Genomic DNA, 15748 nt, shown 5'->3' with positions numbered 1-15748 from the left:
GAAGCCTCCTTTTTAGATAATAATTTTCATTTTTTTTCAAGAATGTACGCAAGAAGATCATTTTTATGAATTGAAGCTGATGATACCCATATACCAGCTCATCATGTCCTGTCCGTACAAATAGGCTATCATCCCGCCAATCGCAATGAACGGACCATAAGGAATGAAAGATTTCCGGTCCATTTTCCCGATCGAAATCAATACGATTCCGATGACAGAAGCAAGGACCGCCGAGAAAAAAAGCGTAAGCAAAATCGACTGTACCCCGAACGCAAGTCCGAGAAGCGACATCAGCTTTATGTCTCCGCCCCCCATGGGGGCTCTTCCTGTCCATATCGCTCCGTAAGAAATGAGGAGCAGCACCCCGCCGCCGACGAGAAATCCAAGGAGGTAATCCCAAAGCGGCAGCGGTTGGTGCCATATGCGCAGTAGGAGAATAATAAGCATGGACGGGAAAATGATTTTATTCGGCAGCAGCCGGTATTTCAGGTCGCTGACAGATAAAATGGCAAGCATGGAAATGATGAATATCGCGATCCAAAATTCCGGCACAAAGCCAAAAACCATATAGGCAAGAAGAAAGCAAATTCCTGTCAGCCATTCGCCAAACCAGTAGATCGGGGAAATTCTGCTTCCGCAGTAATGGCACTGACCACGACGAATGACGTATCCCAGGATTGGAATCAGATCCAATAGGCCAAGCCTGTGTCCGCAGTCCTTGCAGCTGGATGGCGGGGAAACAATCGATTCCCCGGCCGGTATCCGCAGTCCTACAACGTTATAAAAGGATCCCAGGATGCCGCCCCACAGGAACACCATGACTAGGATCGCGATTTCCATGGTCAAGCGTTCCCCTCCATATCCATCTGCAGCTTCGGCTCGATCCACTTCACCAGCTGCCGCAGGGCGACAATCGAAATGTTAACCGTCTGTTTGCTCTGATTCATCGACATCTTGATCGATAACCGTTCTTCGCCCTCCCGGTACAGCACGGTGTAATCCGCATGCTCCTCGCCTCTGAACAATTCCTGCCACTGCAGCTGGTAATGGGTTGAAAATCCTTTCATTTCAAAATCTCCTCCGGTAAAGTTAACTTCCTGTTCCTGGTGATTACCGGATCTCATCAGAGTTGAATGATCATGCTCCTCATAAATGCCTTTGTGAGCATTCATGTTATTGGAATCCGGCATCGGCCTCTTAGCAAAAGCCGGTTCTTTCTGCATTTCATCTTCTATTTCTGTGTACGTCACGCTTCCCTTCTGCCATGCTTTAAGATCTTCCATTGCCGAAGGCGAAAATTTCATAACGGCCTCGTCCACAGCTTCCTTTTGCAGCACAGGTTCAGGCGCAAATGCTTGTAGTATGGGTGCAGCCGAAGACAGATCTTCCGCTGAATCCTTACTCTCCAGTAGAATGGACAACTCTTCCGGCAGCAGAGGCGTCTCCAAGTTCCATTCCTCTGAAACAGTCTCGAGCTGCCCTTCAGTTGATGACACCGGTGTATTCATAACAAGAGAGGCCAGTTCGATCAATGAATCATTCTCAGCTTCATTTTGCACCGGATATACTACCTGCTCCTCACGCTGTACCTGTGCTTGAGTCTGTATCTCAGCCTTCTTTTCCACCGGTAGTAAAACGTCCTGTTTCACCACAAGCTTCTCTTGGGAAACCTGCTCCTCTTCTACCTGTTGTTTGTTCTGCTTGGCCTGTTCCATCGGTACGATGTTCTCTATAAATTTCTTGGGGGGAGCCGGCTTCACCATCAGCGCCGGCGGATACATCTCATCTGCATCCCCGGTTGTCATGATGCTTCCGATCGCATTTGGCATCTGATGTACCTGAATATGCGGCAGCGCGTAATTCGTAATCGCTTCCTCGACTTGACCAGGCTGAAACGGCTTCATAATGTACCCTTTGGCACCTTTATGAACGGCTTCAGAGATCAATTCCTGCTGACTCATAACGGAACAAATGATAATGATCGCTGACGGATTGATACGGAGAATCTTTTCCATCGCGGCAACCCCGTCAAGCTCTGGCATGGTAATGTCCATAAATACCACATCCGGCTGCTGCTTTTCGTACATTTTAACGGCCTCATGCCCGTTCACGGCTTCTCCTACCACCTGATGGCCGCCTTGCTCTAGGAAATCACGCATCAGCGTGCGCATGAATTTGGTATCGTCAGCCACCAGAATACGCAGTTTCATGATATACCCTCCTTCAAGGTCTAACGTATTTTACTTCATTTACGAATACCCTAGCCGTGTTCGTCGTTGCGATGCCGGCAGGCGGATCCTTATACAAGTTATCGTCATAATAGATTTGGATGCCGGCCTGATCCGGCTGAAGACTTGACTGGTTAGGCGTAAAGTTAAAAACCGTTTCTTCTCCGTTCATGCTATTGTTATACTCTGTATCTGTCAGACTATCAGGATTTATTCCTACCGAACTAAGCATAACGTTATCCCCATGAACTCCCCCGGTCACATTTTGTCTTGACAAGATTCCGTACAAAACCAGATTTTGATTTGAATAAAAGAAAGCCCGGATTTTCTGATCTGCACCCGCCTGGTTGTCGGAGAATATGAACTCTCCGCTCGCCATAAGGATCAACGGCCTTGTATAAGACTCACCCGGATTGAGCGAAGTCTGGTTGATCGAAGCCATGTTCTTTAATTCAACGCCACCGTCGACATAAATCGCTCCATCGATATCCACGCTGCCAATGATTTTAAGGTCGCCGCGTACATACATATTACCTGTCATTTTAAAACCGTCATTTAACGTGACATTTCCGGATACGGCCATGTACTCTCCCTCATCCAGCATAATCGTTCCCGCTAGATCAGCTGCCACCAGATCGTTATCATTGAAGTCAACCCGCAGGCTGCCATGATGAACAGTAAGAGACACAGGTTTATTGCTGTCTCCAATCATGTTCAAAGTACCGTCTCTGATCCAAAGATCATTGTCTCTATCCGTGCTGTCTTGATTTCCAATCTTAACGTTGCCTTCTAATGTGACCCACTCATTTTCAAAGAGGGTTTTTCCAGCAATTGTGCTGTCGGTAATATTTCTGCCAAATAAATCCTCAGACGGACTCATGGCTGCACCGGTATCAGGACTGGCATTTACTCGATTGTTTACGATACCGCTGACGTCGATATCTCCGGGATCGGGATCAAGGCTGTTATCCACAAACGGCGTATACACGGAAAAATTGTCCGCCGAAATGGAATCACTATTCCCTTGCACATGAATGAAGCCCTTGATCGCAGGTTTGTTGGTTTGCTTCGTATAACTGCTGCCCGGTATACCGATAAAGCTAGCTACATCAGATGTCTTAATTTCGTTGTTAACGGCTATATCTCCGACGATATAAGAGAAACCATTTAATGTCAGATTGCCCTTTGAGGACACCGGATAACGAAACACCGGATGCACCGTGCTGACGTACAACTCCATTTCTTTCGTAACTGATCGTTCCGGCCTGGTTGGAATTATCCCCGTCGATTGAATGACAATGCGATAGGAATACGGATAATCGGGAACGATGATCGGATATTGATTCAAATTTTTCCAATTCGTGCTACTTTCTTTGATTTGGATGTTGTATGTGCCTTTTAGCGCCTTGACCTTGTCACTATTGTGATCCAAACTTCCCAGCAGTGACTGAAGATTATTGTCTAACTGCTCCATCCGCTCGCGATAAGGTTTATCCGGATCCTTATTGCTTTGGACCACCACGCTTCGGATGGCGGACACCGATTCGTCCAGCCCTTTCTGGGCAAGCATTTCCGCTTGGACGGATGCCTCAGATGCCGTTGCTTGAATCATGCTCCCTCTCAGCACATCCAGCAGCACGAGGCCTAGTATTGCCATGACCACGACGGTCAGCATCGCCAGGATCAACGCGGCGCCTTTCTCTTCCGAAGTGGTTTCTCGCAAAATACTTCGGAGCCCCGGCTTGCGCGAATGGTTTGTCACTCCGTCACCTTCTATTCTTCTAATCGTGAACATGCTCATTCAATCCTGAACAACGGGATGTTAGTATTGATCTCAAACTTGGACTGCTCCGCCGGCAAAAGCATCCTCGATTCATTGCGGCGATACGCCAGCCGCACATGCACCATTTTGTCGCTCGTTGCCGAGAAGCCCGACACGCGTAGCTGGTTCGCATCCTTCAACTCCAGCGTGAACATCGACGAAAGATCAATGGTCTTCTCGATGGTGCGGTTTCTGACGTTTCGAATGACGATTCCGTTGTTATTCTTTTTATAGGGCTCTTCGTCCCCCGTCAATTGGCTCAAATCCTCTACGGTCATACTGTATTCGTCCACATATTCCTTGGGATTGTAATTGCCATTTTCATCGACAGCCCTCTTCACATAAATAATCCCGCCGGTATCCTGACCATTGTCCTTCATGTTTTGCGCGTATACGGCGTCCTTCAGTTCGGTAATGACCTGGCTGAACATAATATCACCTTGATTTCGAATCTGGGTATCCACCGTTATGCGCTTGTACATGGATATTCCCATGAACAGAAAGGCGTACAGGATGGTCATGATCATGCCAAGGATCATCAGCGCCACAACGACCTCGATCAAGGTCATACCTTTTTCATTCCTATGTTTATGCAGTGGTAATCTGGTCGCCAAATGAGTCACACGCATCTCATTCCCCCCGATTCACGATATACGTGTCCACATGTGTCGATTTGGCCGGCTTGGCCAGATCACCAGCCCAATGGACTTGAACAATCATCCGGATTTCATAGTCGTTTGGATTGCTTATCATTGTCTTTAATACTTGCTCCCTTGAATTGCCTTTATTGTCCACTGGACCTTCCGTCGCAAATTTCAAAGTATATTGATATTTGCATCCGTTGATTACTGTCGGTTGAACCCAGTCCTGATACCTTCTTCGTTCTTCCTCGAACTGGACTTCGCTAAATTGATCAGCTGAACGAATATCTTGTCCGACCAGGCTGCTGCCACCACCGTTCAGCCATGAGGCGAAGTTGCCAAAATCCGTCTTTGCCTGCAGATCCTTGCGGATCTCCGCCGCTTTCAGGCGTGCCAGATTGGAGGCGATGATCCGGCTGTTCTCTTCCGCCGACTTATCCATAGCCGACAGGAAGTAGCCCATAAGCGACACGCTGATGATCCCCATAATGGAAACGGCGATCAGGATCTCGATGAGAGTCAGGCCGCTCTCGTCCGCCAGCCCTTTCCGCCAGCTTGATTTGCTTTTCACGTGTATCCTCCTTCGTAAAACTCATGTTGCATTGCCCGACTCTCTCTCCTAGATCAATAGCGCTTCTGGTTGTAATTGATGGTCACCTTGACTGGATCCGAAACGATTTTTATATCGGCTGCTCCCGACAAGACGGAACTTGTATTGTCTTGCAATATAAGATAGATATAGCTTGTGTTCGTCGCACTTACTCTGAACTGTTTAGACCCCAGCTTTTTCAGCCCATCCTTTTCGGATTTATTCTTCACATCGCTTGCCGCTTTGCCTTTACTGATGTAATAGCTTGCACCTATGACCCTAATAGCCGGCTTGGTGATATCTTGTGTTCTGCCGTTGGCGTCGACATATTTAAAGGCTTTTTTCTGTATGACTACTTCTTCAAAATCGGCTTTAAGTGTTAACGGCGTGTTTTGGGTTGTCGATACCATGATCATGCCATTGTCTTTGCTAGATGTTGCCCCTACCTGCAGCTTGCCATCCGGCCCCGGGTTGACCAGGAAATAGAAGTACTCTGTCAACTCGTCCCCGTTCACATTTTGCGCATAGACCATCACCTGATGCCAGCCGATACGGTTTGATTGGGAAATGATTTTGTCTTCCAGTTTGAATCCGTAGTTTACGGTCTGGGCAACTCGATTGGTTATGGCGACAGGTACACCGTCCAGTTCAATTTCCGTTTTATAAACGTATCCTTGTTGTTTGCCGCTTTGATCATCCGTTACCTTGACATTTAGATCTGCTGTCGACTGCGGATTGGAAATGTTAAGGTTGTTGTGACTGAATGAGATGGAAAGTCCCGTCGTAACTGGAAGTTCGGTAACCATCGTCTCTTTTTGATTGCCGACATTATCCGTCACACGGATTTTCACCTTTCCGTCTTTCACTTGCTGTTTAGTCGCGTTAAAGGCTTGGCCGGAACGGTAAACTGCTGGTTTCCCGTCAATAATAACCTCATAAGAATTGTCTTTAATGCCGCTATGATCATCAACAATATTGTCGACGTCATATTCAAACACCTTCAATTGAGGCGTAAATGAAGGCTTCTTAACCGGTGTCTTCGGATCGGTTACGTCAACGGATACCGTCCTTACTTCCACCGCACCAGGAATCAACAAACTCCCTGAGTTGCTGATCGCTGCTGTTTTAGCCCGAACTTCAACCTGCATGTTTTTACCCGATTGGTTGATCGATGTACCCGGATTCAGAGCTGACCAATTCCCCCAGTTACCATTTTGCTGAATCCGGTATTCATAACTATGGATAAACTTATCTTGAAAATCATTATTTCCATATACTGTATTTCCGGGCAGCTGATTGCTTGATCCCGAGGCCAAAATCATCACGGGACCTTTTTTATAGTTCGTGTCTCCGGTAGCGATTTTTTGGCCATTTCCATCCTTGAGTTCTACGATCGGTGCCGTCGGCCGCAGGTTCCATGTAACCTTTTCATTATTTCCGTAGGTCACCTCGACGCGCCCATGGTCATCTTCCAAGAAAGTTATCTCTTTTACAGGACCCGGTTTATTCTCCTTGATCTCCCACTGCGGTATGTCTTTGTTGCCTAGCTTATAACGGATTACGGTACCGTCTACCTTGCCCACATACACGTTCCCATATTTGTCGGTACGTTCGATATCCCGCTGAATGACGGTTACATTCAGTTTCACATCAATAGGAGTTTTACGCTCTTTACTGCAGGCATCTGTATAACTGACATACGCATCTTCTATGGAATATGTCCCGCCAGCTTTAACCTGCTTGATTCTCACTTCCAAAGGAATTTCGTTGATCTGATACGGGTAAGGAATGTTCGCAACTGTAATGACGAGTTGATTCTGCCCATTGACCTGCTCAATCTTCATATTTTGTTGTTCGCCATCGAGAACGAAACCATCAGGCAGCGGCTGAATCAGCTTGATATTTTGGAGTTCTGCAGGTTTCTCGATTTCTTTTGTAATTCTGCCAAATACATCTTTCAATGACTGCAAATCCGATGCGTCGAATTTTTTTCCACCGGATTTTTTGGAGATATCAACGAGAAGGTTGTGGTCAACCTCACTGCCTCCCGGATTTCCAAGCGCAATCGTGTATACGGGAATGTTTCTCACTCCAAGCTCGGTAGCATGATTTAATGCGTACGTTTTGGGGTAATTCGCATCCCTCCCCCCCACTTTTGGACTTACACCATCTCCATAGTGTGTTGCAGCACCATCTGTGACGAGAATAATATAATTGGTGTTCAGTTTATTTCCAGGAAGCATTTCACTAGCTAAACCAAGAGCAGCTTCAATATTTGTCGAACCCTGAAGTTCAAGATTATTTACCGTTTGTTTAAGCTTCGCATAATTTGAAGAAAGCCCCATGATCGTTTCTGCTTTGGATCCAAAATGCACAATACCCATTTTGTCTTTAAGATCTACTTGCTGAATAGATGAAATAAAACTGGTAGTCGCATCTTTAAGTACAGTTTGTCTATCTGGGTTGCTCTCGCTAGGTGTATAGCCAAAGACATTTCCATCTCTCATGGAATACTGCATGCTTGCAGACGTGTCTAGCACCAAACTGAAATTCACCGGTTCACGCTGTATATTTTCAGTAAACGTACCGCTGGGCTTCAGCTTATACTTCATCGTCAAAGGTTCACCGATATCGATGGTAACATCCTTTTTCTCAAAGCTTCCCGTTAAGTTTAGACAGCTCGGCTGGGTCCCCTCTGCTTCAGCCACCCCGATGTTGATGGACCCGATAATCAGTAATATCACCGTATAAATCAATATAGTTTCCCTTAAAAATTTGTTCCGCAAAGCTTCTCCCTCCACTTCCCTTGTATTGATTAATTAATCCTCGTCAGCGTGCATCTCGTATTCCTTAATCGAATCAGGGCTAATTAACCCAGCTCCAATGAGCTCCTTCAGACTGGAATACATCGTCTGCATGCCCAACTGTCGGTTTGTTTGAATAACGGATTTGATCTGGTAAATCTTCTCTTGCCGGATTAAGTTAGACACCGCCGGCGTGTTGATCATCAGCTCGAGTGCCATGACGCGGCCGCTGCCGTCCATCGTCGGGATGAGCCGCTGCGACATGACGCCGATGAGTACGGACGCCAATTGTACCCGGATTTGACGTTGCTGGTCCGTTGGAAACACGTCAATGATCCGGTCGACCGTCTGCGGCGCATCCGGCGTATGCAGCGTTCCCAAGACCAGGTGACCCGTCTCTGCGGCCGTAATGGCCGTCTGAATCGTCTCCAAGTCCCGCATCTCACCCACCAGAACCACATCCGGGTCCTGACGCAGCGCCGCGCGCAGGCCGTTCGAGAAAGAGAGCGTGTCCATCCCGATTTCGCGCTGCACGACAAGGCATTGCTTGCTGGTGTGAATGTACTCGATCGGATCCTCCAGCGTAATGATATGCTTGCTCTGCGTCTCGTTAATGTAGTTGATGATGCCTGCGAGCGTAGTCGATTTGCCGCTACCTGTCGGACCCGTAACGAGGAGCAGTCCCTGCTTTTTGGCCGCAAACTGACGCACAATATCCGGTAAATTTAACGATTCCAGTGAAGGAATCCGGCTAGAGAGTACGCGGAACGCCATATTGACAACACGCCGCTGGCGGAACACATTCACCCGGTACCTGGCAACGCCCTTAATCTCATATGACAAATCTACCTCGCCGAGCTTCATCAACCGGTTCCACTGATCCTCGGTCAATATCTCCTTCGCCATCCGAATCGTGTCTTCAGGCCGCAGCACCGTCTCGTTCACCTTAAGCAGAATTCCGTTCAGTCGCATTTTCGGCTCGTCGCCGGTGCTTAGATGCAAATCTGACGCTTTCGCTTCAAATGCAATTTGCAGCAGCTCGCGAATGGACATATTCGTCCTCGGCGATGCTGCCTGGGCTAACAATTCGCCTCCCATACTCTGTCTCCTTACTCATACGGATTGTTCCGGTTCGGGACCGGCTTGTAATCGACGTTCATGTCTGTCTTGACCAGACCCTGAAGCGATGGTGCGTAATAGGCCAGGAACGTGACCGTGCCTTCGATTTGAGCTTGGGGGCTCATCGTCAGGCCCGGATTTTGCTTGGAATTCAACTGCATTTTGTCGATCGCGACGATCCGGTCCAGACTTTCCATTTCCTGCAACATCGTATTGATTTGGCTGTACTTTCCACTAAAAGCAGTTGTGATCCGTATCGGGACTAACAGGCGACTTGCAGCGGATGCCGCATTCCCCTGTCCTTCCTGTCCTGCGGTTGTTTCGCTACCTTCTGTCGGAGCTGCAGCCGCCGCGGATTGTTTCGTGTCTACCTCGATCTGATACTGCTTGAACTGAATATTACTTACGACTTCTAGACGACGCAGATCACCCAGCAGAGCCTCCGTATACGGCTTTTCAGGCACTTGGCGGCGGACATTCTGGATGCGGATTTTATCCTCATCCTTCATTCGTTCCGAAATGTTGGCCCGGTTTTGCAATTCTTCGAGCACCTGCTGCTGTGAAGCCAGCTGCTGGCGGGTTGAAGCCAGTTCCTGCCTTTTGGGAGAGATGATAGTGACATAAATCAGAACCATAAGCAGGATGCCTACAAGCAGGCTGAAGAGCATGATTTTATAGTTCATCAGGCTTTTCATGACGACGTCTCTCCTTTGGCTGCTTCTGTGGCTTCCTTGTTTTCTGGGGCTGTTTCTTTATAGGCGATCTCGAAGCTGACCTGCTTGCTCCAGAGCATGTCGACCGCTGCGCTATTCTCCTTGCCGTTTTGGTTCGACATCACGCTGTTAATCGTATCCATCTTCTTGATCGTAAAGTTCAGCGAAGCTTCGACGGACTGCGTGAAGGTCACAATATCCTCAATGGTTGCGAATAATGCTGTATATTTAAGGGTATTGTCACTTCCCAACTCCAACACCACCGTATTTGCATACTCAGGCAGCAGATGTCCAAACTGTTTGAGCAGGACCGTCGTCTGCGGCTTCATGGAACGAGCATCTCCGGGCAGTTTAAGCAGCTGTGGAAGACTGCCGGTGAACTGTGATTTCTGAAGCTCTGCCTCCATTTGGCTAATTTGCGACTGCACCTGCGCGAGATCCTGTTTCGCACCCACGAGTTTGCTATTCGTGCCGATCCATATCCAGCCCACAATAATGCACATGAGCAGGATTACCCCACCTGCCGCGATCATCGGCGTTCTGATTTTCCGTCCGGCTGGTTTCGTATTAGTAATTTGCAATAAGTCAATTTCAATGGAAAACGGCTCAAATTGCGCTTTCATTCTATCAGGCACCTTTCAACGCCAAGCCGATCGGTACGGCAAACGATTGATAATTCATCTGTCCTTCTTGCAGCAGCTCATCCAGCGGGATGGCTTGAATGGGTCCCTGAAACACGTCCGCCAGCATGGAAGGAACGCCATTGATGAACGATTCCTCTCCCATCAAGAATAGCTCCTGCAAATCCTCCTGGTTTGCCGACGCTTTATTTTTGAAATACTGCATCATGCGTTCCAATTCCGTAGTCAAGTTGCGTCCGTACGACGTCATCCGATCTTGGTCGGACCCTAACATGTAACTGCTATTCATAAGCGGCATCGAACGCAGGAAAACAGGCAGCCCATTCTCGAACATGCTGAACTCCACCTGATCCGCCTCCATATTGACGAACATGAATCTTTCCGGCAAACGGATGCCCGTTAATTTGTGGTACTTTACCAGCAGCCGGTAAGCGGCAAGCGGGGCGATATCCACCGAAGCAGGCTCGAGACCGGCCTTCTGCATCGCTTCGACATAACTCGAGATAACCTCCGAAGGCGTCGCGAAGATCAGGACTTCGACCTGTTTCTTAACTCCTTTGGATTTTTCTGTATCGCTCGCTTCGATCGTCTCCAGGCGAACAAAGTCGAACACCGGATCCTTAAAAGGCAGACTGTTGCTGCCGTTCAAATCGATATCGATCATGTTGCGGAGTTCTCTTTCATTCACCGCAGGATATGTCGCTCTGCGCATCACGACGCTGGAGGATGGAACCGACAAATGGATGTCCGCTCCCCCTGCGCCGCTTTCCTGGGCAATGGCTTCCAGCGCCTTGACGACGGCTTCTTCATTCATGATTCTGCCGTTGCGGACCGCTCCGTTCTGAAGCGGAAAAGCGAAATGATACGCCAGATTAATCGATTTGGAGGAATGATTCACCTCAACGAATCGAATTTGCGTATCCGTCACCTGAAGCCCGTAGCTTTCGCGCCCCCGTTTGAATTGAAACATAGGCCTTACTCCTTTGAGGTAAAATGCTTTAGGGTAAAAAATGTTAGGTTATTCCAATACTTTTGCTTTGCCACTTTTTAGAGCTTCCTCAGTCCATACACCGATTGAACCTTTCCCAGCTCTCACCAGATTAATTGTATATTTGTAAGTGTGGTTCGATTTATAGGTGATTTCTACGGATGTAGCATCTTTATCATAGGTTTGGCTTTTGTCTTCCGGGTCAATGGGTGGGTCAAGATACCCTTTCTGTACTAAGTCTGCATCAAGAAAGTATTCCATGCTTTGCTCTGGATTTTCAGCAGATACTCTCAATCTTGCAGCATCAATAATAGCCTGGGCGTTAGCATAATGTGACTTTTCTTTGGTGTGCTTGATGATGCCTCCAATGGATGGAATGGCTATGGCTGCGATTATGCCTAAGACGACGATGACCGCTAGAAGTTCGAGTAGAGTTAGACCTTTCTGGTTTTTCAGGGCATATAATCTGATCATCGTATGTTCCACTTTCTAGATAGATACCCCCTCTTGGAAAACATGGACAGCCAAATATAATCCGTCTCCCCTTACTGGTCTCTAGTCTCATTAAGGGGAGAACACTACCTAAACCATATTTCAAAAAACTAAAAACCTACTATTCTTGTCTATTTACGGTTTATAGCGGCTGCTTTCCCGGACTTTAAGTCATCTTCTTTCCAAGTCCCTAATGTCTTTGCACTTGAACTAACTAAAGTTATTGTGTAATCATACTTTCCAGTGGCATCGTCGTAGTTAACCGAGACTGATGTGGCATCATCATATTGAGCTTTAGAATCTGGATCTGTTGGTTTAACATCCAGATAACCTTGGCTTACAAGGTCTGAAATTGGAACTGTTTCAGTTTTCATTGGTGATGTATTTGTTGTATATAATCTAGTAGAATCGATTATCAACTGAGCATTTGCATAATGAGCCTTATCCTTAGAATTCTTGATAATCCCCCCGATCGATGGAATCGCGATCGCAGCAATAATGCCGAGGATGACGATAACCGCCAACAGCTCCAGCAGGGTCAAACCTTTCTCGTTTCGCAAAACATTTTTTCCAAGTACACTTTTTCTTGTCATGACAGCTTCCATTTGATAATACCCCTCTCAAATAAGTTCATTTTGGTTAAAAGTTAAGTATCCATTCACTTTCTTAAGGACGCTGGGAAGTGTTATCTGCAATAACGCTTCACCCCCTTTCATGCTATCCAAGCCATCCGGCTTAGCTTGCTGCCACCTCTTGTTACTTAAGAAAATTGTCATACATCTTGAACATCGGGCTCATAATAGCCGCTACGATAATACCGACCAAACAGGCTACCAACAACAGCATCATCGGCTCGACGATTGCCTTGAGCCTGTCCACACTCTGATCGACATCGCTCTCAAAAAAATCCGCGACCTTGCCCATCATGCTGTCGAGTTGTCCCGTTTCTTCCCCTACGATGACCATCTGAATCACCATAGGTGGAAACATACCGCTCTTCGCGAACGGCTCAGACAGCAACTTTCCTTCCTGTAGACTTTGCTTGGAATCCAGCAGCACTTTACTGATAACCTTGTTACCCACGACTCTCGACGTAATGTCAAGCGTTTGGAGTACGGCCACACCGCTCGTATAGAGCGAGGACATCGTGCGGGTAAGCCGGGCAATGGCAGCCTTTTTGAATACCGGACCGAAGACCGGAATTTGAAACTTGAACTTATCGTATTGATACCTGCCCTCGTCCGTGGACAAGTAAAACCGGATACCTACAATGATTCCAACAACTACAATTAGCACCGCCCACCAATAATGCAGGATGATGTCCGATGCGCTCATAACCGCTCGCGTGATAAGCGGAAGCTCTTCTCCCATCTCGGCGAACATCGATGCGAAGGTTGGAACTACGCTCATCAAGAGGAAGATCACAACGCCAATCGCGACGAAGATCAGAATGATCGGATACGTCATCGCCGATTTGATCTTCTGGATTGTCTTGTTTTCCTTCTCGTAATGATCCGCCATTCGGTCCAGCACGTCGTCCAGATGTCCGCCGCTCTCGCCGGAATTGACCATGTTCGTGAACATGTCCGGGAAGATCTTCGGATGCTCCGCCAGCGCCTTGGATAAGGAATGTCCGTTGCGGATCTGGTCATGCACGTCGATGATCGCAGCCTTCAGCTTCTTATCCGTCGTCTGATCCTCCATAATCGACAGTGCCTGGTCCACCTGGATGCCGGAACGGATCAGCGTGGCGAACTGGCGGCAGAAAATGACGAATTCCTGCAGCTTCACCGCGCGTCCGATGGAGATTTCAGTGGAGAGGGCAGTCTGCTTCTTCTCCACGATACTGCGCAGCGTAAAGCCCTTGCCTTTCAGCTCATTGATCGCGGCCTGCTTGCTGCTCGCCGCATAAAAGCCCTTGATCTTCTTCCCTTGGCTGTCCGCAGCCTCATAATAAAAACTAGGCATGCTTTCTTTCCTCCCTGTTAATCATCCGAAACCGCCTTCAGCACCTCTTCGATTGTCGTCATCCCCTGCTGAGCCTTGATGAGTCCGTCATAGAGCATTGTGCGGTAACCCCGTTCGGTGACATTTTGCAGTATTTCGTCGATAGGCCGATTCTGTACGATCAGCCGCCGAAGCGGCTCGTCGATGGCCAGCACTTCGTGAATGGCCATACGACCCTTATAACCGGTTTTATTGCAGGTACTGCAGCCTCTTCCCTTAACAAGGTACAGGGTACTTTGAGACGAAGAAGTGAATGTGGCACCAACCGCGCTCTGAAGCCCGCTGTTTTTACCGAAGGCGGCAAGCAGTCCATGCTCCTCGAACAACCGGTATTCATTTTCCTGAGCCGCAACTTTCTCCGCGCATTCGGCACACACCCGCCTCACGAGTCGCTGACCGACGACACAGACGAGCGACGAAGCGATCAGGTACGGATCGATATTCATATCGATCAAACGGCTGATGGTGCTGGCGGCGCTGTTAGTATGGATCGTACTGAGCACCATATGACCGGTCAACGAGGCGCGAACCGCGATTTCTGCCGTTTCCATGTCCCGGATCTCCCCGACCATAACGATGTTCGGATCCTGACGCAGGATGGAACGAAGCCCGGATGCGAACGTAAGCCCGATCTGACTGTTCACCTGCACCTGCGTGATGCCGTCCATCCGGTACTCGACCGGATCTTCGACCGTGACGATCTTGACGTCCGGCTGATTCAAACTGCCGAGCGCGGAGTACAAGGTCGAGGTTTTACCGCTGCCGGTAGGTCCGCTGATCAGGATAATGCCGTTCGGTTTTGCGATCACCCGGCGAAACCGCTGCTCGTTCAGCTCGCTTAAGCCCAGATTGGAGATTTGGCTGACCCCGCCCGATTGGTCCAAAATCCGCAGAACGATGCTCTCTCCGTGTACGGTAGGCAGCGTCGATACCCGGATATCGATCCGGCGCCGATCCACCTGCATCTGAATGCGTCCGTCCTGAGGCAGGCGACGTTCTGCGATGTTCAGATTGGCAACGATTTTAATCCGGGCCGTTAACACGCCCTGCATTTGTTTCGGTACCAATTTCTCGGTCCGCAAATGACCGTCGACGCGGTACCGGATCACCACCTGCTTCTCCTGCGGATCAACGTGAATGTCGCTCGCTCTCACGAGCACGGCGGACTGGATCATCTGACTGACGAGCTTCACGATCGGAGAAGACTGGTTATTCGCTTCCTCTTCGTCATTCACGACTTCCGGAAGTTCGAATTCCTCGATCATCTCTTCCATCGTGTCTTCAATCCGGTAATGCCTGGATATCGCTTCATTGATCTCGGATTTAATTCCGATCAACGGCTGCACGTTCAACCCTGATGATAGTCTCACTTCCTCGATCGCATCGTAGTTCAGCGGATCGACGATCGCGATGCGGATCTTGCCTCCGCTAATACTGATCGGAATCAGCTGATGCTTGCGAGCAATGGATTCCGAAACGGTCTGCACCGCCTGGTACTCAATTTGTGTGTCAGCCAGATTGATTGAAGGAATGCCAAGCTGGAATTCCATCGCTTCGATGAGCTGCTTTTCCGTTAAAGCGCCTGTTTCCAACAAAATCTCCCCAAGCTTCTTCTTGCTAAGCTTCTGCTTGGCAATTGCTTCGTTGAGCTGCTCCTGCGTAATGACCCCACTCATGATCAGAAGTTCACCCAATTGCATTCGC

The 15748-nt window shown here is 48.4% G+C and carries 14 protein-coding genes; all 14 read right to left on the bottom strand.

The genetic code is table 11. The features are described from left to right. Positions 1–63 precede the first annotated feature (63 nt). Positions 64–840 (bottom strand): prepilin peptidase, encoded by a 777-nt coding sequence (locus tag E6W40_RS03705; protein WP_246073049.1) that lies wholly within the window; start codon positions 838–840, stop codon positions 64–66. A gap of 2 nt (positions 841–842) precedes the next feature. After that, entirely contained in the window at positions 843–2210 is a 1368-nt protein-coding gene (locus tag E6W40_RS03700) for a response regulator (protein WP_136604247.1), read from the bottom strand. Between the two features lie 13 nt (positions 2211–2223). Next, positions 2224–3990, bottom strand: a complete 1767-nt coding sequence (locus tag E6W40_RS03695) for a hypothetical protein (RefSeq protein ID WP_136604246.1) — start codon at positions 3988–3990, stop codon at positions 2224–2226. Positions 3991–4025: 35 nt separating this feature from the next. Beyond that, positions 4026–4679, bottom strand: a complete 654-nt coding sequence (locus tag E6W40_RS03690; protein WP_136604245.1) for a PilW family protein — start codon at positions 4677–4679, stop codon at positions 4026–4028. Position 4680: 1 nt separating this feature from the next. Further along, positions 4681–5262 (bottom strand): type IV pilus modification PilV family protein, encoded by a 582-nt coding sequence (locus E6W40_RS03685; protein WP_168928819.1) that lies wholly within the window; start codon positions 5260–5262, stop codon positions 4681–4683. Positions 5263–5315: 53 nt separating this feature from the next. After that, positions 5316–8066, bottom strand: coding sequence for a vWA domain-containing protein (locus tag E6W40_RS03680; RefSeq protein WP_136604243.1), 2751 nt, complete (start codon positions 8064–8066; stop codon positions 5316–5318). A gap of 33 nt (positions 8067–8099) precedes the next feature. Further along, positions 8100–9182, bottom strand: coding sequence for a type IV pilus twitching motility protein PilT (locus tag E6W40_RS03675; protein ID WP_281281431.1), 1083 nt, complete (start codon positions 9180–9182; stop codon positions 8100–8102). 11 nt (positions 9183–9193) lie between these two features. After that, entirely contained in the window at positions 9194–9898 is a 705-nt protein-coding gene (gene pilO, locus E6W40_RS03670) for a type 4a pilus biogenesis protein PilO (protein WP_136604242.1), read from the bottom strand. Continuing rightward, positions 9895–10539 (bottom strand): hypothetical protein, encoded by a 645-nt coding sequence (locus E6W40_RS03665; protein ID WP_136604241.1) that lies wholly within the window; start codon positions 10537–10539, stop codon positions 9895–9897. The genes pilO and E6W40_RS03665 overlap by 4 nt, the downstream gene beginning before the upstream one ends. 4 nt (positions 10540–10543) lie before the next feature. Further along, a complete protein-coding gene (gene pilM / locus E6W40_RS03660) occupies positions 10544–11527 on the bottom strand; it encodes a type IV pilus biogenesis protein PilM (protein ID WP_136604240.1) in 984 nt (327 codons plus the stop codon). Positions 11528–11575: 48 nt separating this feature from the next. Then, on the bottom strand, positions 11576–12031 hold the full coding sequence (locus E6W40_RS03655) for a type II secretion system protein (RefSeq protein WP_246072843.1): 456 nt from the start codon (positions 12029–12031) through the stop codon (positions 11576–11578). 137 nt (positions 12032–12168) lie between these two features. Beyond that, on the bottom strand, positions 12169–12642 hold the full coding sequence (locus E6W40_RS03650) for a prepilin-type N-terminal cleavage/methylation domain-containing protein (RefSeq protein WP_246072842.1): 474 nt from the start codon (positions 12640–12642) through the stop codon (positions 12169–12171). A 151-nt stretch (positions 12643–12793) separates the two neighbouring features. Then, complete coding sequence (locus tag E6W40_RS03645) at positions 12794–14005, bottom strand: type II secretion system F family protein (protein WP_136604239.1); 1212 nt, start codon at positions 14003–14005, stop codon at positions 12794–12796. A gap of 17 nt (positions 14006–14022) precedes the next feature. After that, entirely contained in the window at positions 14023–15744 is a 1722-nt protein-coding gene (locus tag E6W40_RS03640; RefSeq protein WP_136604238.1) for a GspE/PulE family protein, read from the bottom strand. Positions 15745–15748: the final 4 nt, after the last annotated feature.

Source organism: Paenibacillus dokdonensis, assembly GCF_004916975.1.
In the GTDB taxonomy this organism is placed as follows: domain Bacteria; phylum Bacillota; class Bacilli; order Paenibacillales; family Paenibacillaceae; genus Paenibacillus_AQ; species Paenibacillus_AQ dokdonensis.
The sequence above is the reverse complement of the archived record's forward strand: the minus strand, read 5'-3'. Positions and strand labels throughout refer to the sequence as shown.

Excerpts from the sequence above, each read along its gene's own strand:
- E6W40_RS03705 (WP_246073049.1), bottom strand. The coding sequence starts at position 840 with ATGGAAATCGCGATCCTAGTCATGGTGTTCCTGTGGGGCGGCATCCTG.
- E6W40_RS03700 (WP_136604247.1), bottom strand. The coding sequence starts at position 2,210 with ATGAAACTGCGTATTCTGGTGGCTGACGATACCAAATTCATGCGCACG.
- E6W40_RS03690 (WP_136604245.1), bottom strand. The coding sequence starts at position 4,679 with ATGCGTGTGACTCATTTGGCGACCAGATTACCACTGCATAAACATAGG.
- E6W40_RS03675 (WP_281281431.1), bottom strand. The coding sequence starts at position 9,182 with ATGGGAGGCGAATTGTTAGCCCAGGCAGCATCGCCGAGGACGAATATG.
- pilO (WP_136604242.1), bottom strand. The coding sequence starts at position 9,898 with ATGAAAAGCCTGATGAACTATAAAATCATGCTCTTCAGCCTGCTTGTA.
- E6W40_RS03665 (WP_136604241.1), bottom strand. The coding sequence starts at position 10,539 with ATGAAAGCGCAATTTGAGCCGTTTTCCATTGAAATTGACTTATTGCAA.
- pilM (WP_136604240.1), bottom strand. The coding sequence starts at position 11,527 with ATGTTTCAATTCAAACGGGGGCGCGAAAGCTACGGGCTTCAGGTGACG.
- E6W40_RS03650 (WP_246072842.1), bottom strand. The coding sequence starts at position 12,642 with ATGGAAGCTGTCATGACAAGAAAAAGTGTACTTGGAAAAAATGTTTTG.
- E6W40_RS03645 (WP_136604239.1), bottom strand. The coding sequence starts at position 14,005 with ATGCCTAGTTTTTATTATGAGGCTGCGGACAGCCAAGGGAAGAAGATC.
- E6W40_RS03640 (WP_136604238.1), bottom strand. The coding sequence starts at position 15,744 with ATGCAATTGGGTGAACTTCTGATCATGAGTGGGGTCATTACGCAGGAG.